This is a genomic window from Streptomyces sp. NPDC006476 (assembly GCF_040612015.1).
Lineage (GTDB): Bacteria > Actinomycetota > Actinomycetes > Streptomycetales > Streptomycetaceae > Streptomyces > Streptomyces griseorubiginosus_B.
The window spans coordinates 1-3,045 of sequence record NZ_JBEXPK010000233.1 but is presented as its reverse complement, the minus strand read 5'-3'; the positions used below and the strand labels follow the sequence as shown (position 1 = coordinate 3,045).

2 protein-coding genes and 1 pseudogene are annotated in these 3,045 nt (G+C 68.6%); 2 read left to right on the top strand and 1 reads right to left on the bottom strand.

Going from position 1 to position 3,045, the window contains the following annotated elements:
• Positions 1-1,548: DUF2637 domain-containing protein (locus ABZZ74_RS53415; RefSeq protein ID WP_356951344.1), on the top strand; the 1,548-nt coding region annotated here is incomplete at its 5' end.
• 392 nt (positions 1,549-1,940) lie between these two features.
• Here the strand turns inward: ABZZ74_RS53415 and ABZZ74_RS53410 are convergent.
• Complete coding sequence (locus ABZZ74_RS53410) at positions 1,941-2,693, bottom strand: transposase (protein WP_356951343.1); 753 nt, start codon at positions 2,691-2,693, stop codon at positions 1,941-1,943.
• 5 nt (positions 2,694-2,698) lie between these two features.
• Between ABZZ74_RS53410 and ABZZ74_RS53405 the strand changes: the two are divergent.
• Positions 2,699-3,045 (top strand): annotated as a pseudogene (locus tag ABZZ74_RS53405) (transposase); the annotation flags it as partial.

Here is a 3,045-nt window from a genome sequence, read left to right as displayed (position 1 = left end):
GCGGCCTGGCCGGACCCGCTGGGCGTGGGCATGCACGGTGTGATCCCGGTCCTGTTCATCGTCGCCGTGGAGGCGGCCCGGCACGCGATCGGCCGGATCGCGGACATCACGGCCGACAAGCACATGGAGGGCGTGCGGCTCACCCGCTGGCTGCTGTCCCCGGTGCCGACCTTCCTGCTATGGCGCCGTATGAAGCTGTGGGAGCTGCGGTCGTACGAGCAGGTCATCAAGCTGGAGCAGGAACGTCTCGTCTACCAGGCGAGCCTTCACTCCCGTTTTGGCCGCGCCTGGCGACGTAGGGCGCCGGCGGAGTCCCTGATGCCGCTGCGGCTGGCCCGCTACGGCGTTCCCTTGGCCGAGACGGCCCAGGCAGGGCTGGCTGCCGCGGGGATCGACGAGCCGCCGATTCAATTCGCTGCCGAGCTGCCCCCGCTTCCGTCCCAGCGGCAAAGCCCGGAAGTCGACGCTCACGTTGCCCAGGTGCAGGAACTCGCGCCGGTGCGCGGCGCGCAGCCTGACCTCGTGGAGCAGCGGCGAACCGCAGCCTCAGCGGCGTCGCGCAGCATGGCGGACCATGGGAATCCTCAGCACCTTGCCACCGCCTATCAGAACTGGCTGGCAGCCTTCGGGCTCGAGCCAACGAGCGCGCAGTTCGCTGTGTGGCTCCAAGACCAGTACGGCATCGCCACTGCGGCCGGCAGGCCGCTGTCTGCCGAGCAGCTTGAACCCCTTCTAAGGAGTTTCCGGCAGCGTTACAGGTCGGCAGTCGAGCGGGGGAGCGAGCCCGAAGCGCTGCACGACGCGGACGGCGGATGGTTCGACTACTTCTACAACGCCTGGCTCACCTACGCGCAGGAGCGCGGGACCTACCCCGATGCCGCCGAACTCGCCACGTACGTCTACCAGCGGGACCAGATCACCGGCGGCAACGGCCAGCCCATCACAGGCGCAGACCTGGAGTCCTTCATCTCCGCTTTCCGGCAGCGCGAGTTCGACGAGCCGGAGCCGCCCGCCGACGAGCGAGCTGTCGGCGCGCCCCTGCTGAACGAGGAAGAGTCTGAGTGGACACGGGCCGGGGCTGGTGCTCGCCCCGCTCAGGAGACGCGAAGTCTTCGGGTGAGTGCCTCCATTGACGAACCGCCCGCCGAGGACGACGCGATCGGGGAGCTCGCAGGGCTCACGACTGTCGACCGCTACTACCTCGCCTGGACCGAGTACCAGACCGAGCATGGCGAGGAGCCCAAGGCCGAGCAGCTCTCTGCCTACCTCGCTGGGACGAAGGGCATGACCGGCCGCGGCGGAAAGCCCGTCAGTCCGTCCACCCTGCGCCGCTACCTCTTGCCGTTCCGTGTCTACAGCCTTTGGGCGGGGCACCGGTTGCGCAATGAAACTCCGTCCCTCGACGCCATTGCGCAGAAGTGCGCAGACCGCGGGATCACCGCGCAGCACAACCGGCCCCTTACAGCGGAGTACGTCGCAGAGCAGGCAGCCGACTTCGAACGGCGCTGGCAGGCGCTAACCCGCCACCACGCGCAGGCGCAGGGGTAAGGAACACGCCTTGGAGATGTGCAATGGCGAGCAAGCTGGCGGCTGCGCAATTGAGAGAGAAACCGCAGCTCAGCGCGGCATTGCGCAGACATCAAGCCGATTGCGCAGCCGGTAGATCATTGCGCAGCGGTGCGCCGCAGGCGGTGCGCACTCAACACTGGGAGGGGGAGTCGTGCGTGCCCTGCGTGTTGATACGTACGCCACCCGTTAACGTCTTTGACCTTCCGCAGGCCGATGCGCATTCGGTGACCCGCGCACTCGCCGGTTCCTTCAATAACGTCTGCCGACGGCTCCCGGAGAACATCATGCCTGGGCCTTGGGGAGCGCCTGGCGATGGATGACGCTCTACCTGACCCGAAAACAACCTGAAGTCCACTCCCGGCAGACGGGGATCAGGCAGCCTCCCGGGGGTTGAGCGTGACCTGGAAGCCGAGTTGGTGGAGTCGCTGGACGGCCTGGCGGGCGGCGCGGTCGGGGTCGAGTTGGAGGAAGTAGCTGCCGCCGAGGTCGGCGTAGTCGCCGTCGTGGGTGAGCATGTGCCAGACGGAGACGAGCATCGAGTGCTCGACGGCGACCAGGGCCCGCTTCTTGCCCCAGCGTCCGGCCAGCCGGCGGTAGAGCGCGCCGAGGTAGGTGATGTCCTTGGTGCGGGCGGCGGCCATCGCGGCGGTGCCCAGAGCACCGCCCAGCCACCGGTTGCCGTGCCGGGTGCGGCCGGACTTGCGTCTGCCGCCGGACTCGTTGTTGCCCGGGCAGACCCCGGCCCATGAGGCGAGGTGTCCGGCCGATGGGAAGCGGGTCATGTCCGCGCCGGTCTCGGCCACGATGGCCTCGGCCACCCGGCGGCTGACCCCGGGAATGGTCTCCAGCCGGCTCAACTGCAGCTGAAAGGGCGCGATCTCCTCCTCGCTCCGGTCGCTGACCTGCTTGATCTGGGATGTGAGATGGTCATAGTGGTCCAGGTGCATGCGGCAGACGAACCCGTGGTGGTCGCTGAAGTGGCCGGTCAGAGCCTCGACGAGATCTGGGATCTTGGTTCGCATCCGGGCCCTGGCCATCTGCGCCAGCGTCTCCGGGGACCGCTCCCCGCCGATCAGGGCCTCCAGCATGGCCCGGCCCGAGACGCCCGTGATGTCGGTGGCCACGCAGGCTGGTGGACGAGGTCGTCGAGGGTCTGATGGGCTGCGCCGACGCCTCCGGAGCCGCTCTGCTGGGCGAGGGCGGGCTGCTGACCGAGGTCACTCGGGCCGTGCTCGAGCGGGCCCTGGACGCCGAAATGAGCGAACATCTCGGCTATGAGAGGCACGATCCGGCCGGCCGCGGCTCGGGCAACAGCCGTAACGGGACCTGACCGAAGACCGTGCTGACCGACGCCGGCGCGGTCACCGTGGCCATTCCCCGGGACCGCAACGGCTCCTTCGAGCCGAAGCTCGTGCCCAAGGACCGCGATCCACCCGTTGTTGCCGATGTGCGTGCCGAGGAGGAGTCCGCGCAGGG